2 protein-coding genes are annotated in these 1,250 nt (G+C 56.3%); both read right to left on the bottom strand.

From position 1 onward, the window contains the following. Positions 1 to 9: 9 nt before the first annotated feature. Positions 10 to 750 carry a bifunctional 2-polyprenyl-6-hydroxyphenol methylase/3-demethylubiquinol 3-O-methyltransferase UbiG gene (gene ubiG, locus IQ273_RS33260; protein ID WP_228054381.1) on the bottom strand — a complete coding sequence of 247 codons (741 nt, stop codon included), beginning with the start codon at positions 748 to 750 and terminating at the stop codon, positions 10 to 12. A 67-nt stretch (positions 751 to 817) separates the two neighbouring features. Further along, the coding region (locus IQ273_RS33255) for a hypothetical protein (RefSeq protein ID WP_194027331.1) at positions 818 to 1,250 on the bottom strand (433 nt) is incomplete at its 5' end.

The raw sequence follows: 1,250 nt of genomic DNA, 5'->3' as shown, positions 1-1,250 counted from the left end.
CACCTATCCCTACCCCTTCACTGCCGTACCGATGTACATCACCCGCGTATCGTCGTCAAAGCTCGCCTGGAACTTGCCCGTTGTCTGGTAAAAACGATAGGCGGCAATAGTTTCGCCCACAGTGCTGCCAAACAGGTTGAACCCATCTATCTTCGCTGGGCCAAAGCCTGCTTGAGTCAGCATGGCTCGTAGCTCCTCAGGGGTAATAAACTTTTTCCAATCGTGAATGCCAATCGGAATCTGGCGCAGAATGGTCTCCAACAGCCAGATCATCACGAGGCGCGATCGCAGCGTGCGGTTAATTGTGTCAAAGCAAAACACTCCTCCGGGCCGCATCACCCGACTGATTTCAACCACGGCTTGCTGCGGGTCAACTACATGCTCTAATACATCTACACAGACGACCACATCAAAGCTAGCCGTCTCAAACGGCAACTCTTCAGCCACGCCACAGCGGTAGGTAATAGGCAAACCGCCTACCGCTGCATGGTCTTGAGCCGCCTTAATACACTGCGCCGACTGGTCTAGGCCCCACACCTGGGCCTGCTGCTGGGCCAAAAACTCGCAGGTAAAACCACCGCCACAGCCCACATCTAGCACCCGCAGCCCCTGCCAACGAGGTATAACCTGGTCGAAGTATTTGAATCGTAGTGGGTTGAGACGATTCAGAGGCGCAATCGTTGCCGCCTCATCCCACCAGTGGCTAGCCTGCTGATCGTAAAAAGCAAGGTTATTGCGCTGTATGGCCAAAATTCGTTCCTAAACGTTGCTGTAGGTTGTGGAGTCACAAAATCCCAATCCACTATACGCATTGCTATCAAAACTGGATGCGGGCATCTAAAATAAACGCGTCAGTGAGCTGCGGTATCCCCGCCGAGCTAGCCGGTTGCAGCTGTAGTCGCTGGCGCACCACGCAGCTCACCAAATCGTCTACGGCACCATTGCCAGTACCCTGTAACGGCCTGACCTGAGTGATTTCGCCGCTGGGCTCCACCCGAATTTGCAGCTGCACCGAGGTCGCGACCATACCCGTCAGCAGCGCTTCCAGGTTGGCAAAGCCGCAGCCCGAGGCCAGAGGTTGCATATCAATCGCCGTAGCGCCCAGCAGTTGAGGAGCCACGTCAGGAATATCTCTGCCATTGGGGTTAAGGCGAATACCCACGGGCACCACCTGTCCCCCTTGCCCCGACGCGCCTTCAGGATTTGGGGCCGCAGCCGGTGGGCTAGGCGCAGGCGCAGAAGAGTTGGGC

This window comes from Nodosilinea sp. LEGE 07298, from assembly GCF_015207265.1.
Classification (GTDB): domain Bacteria; phylum Cyanobacteriota; class Cyanobacteriia; order Phormidesmidales; family Phormidesmidaceae; genus Nodosilinea.
Note: the sequence above shows the minus strand (reverse complement) of the source record. Positions and strands in the feature narration are given on the sequence as shown.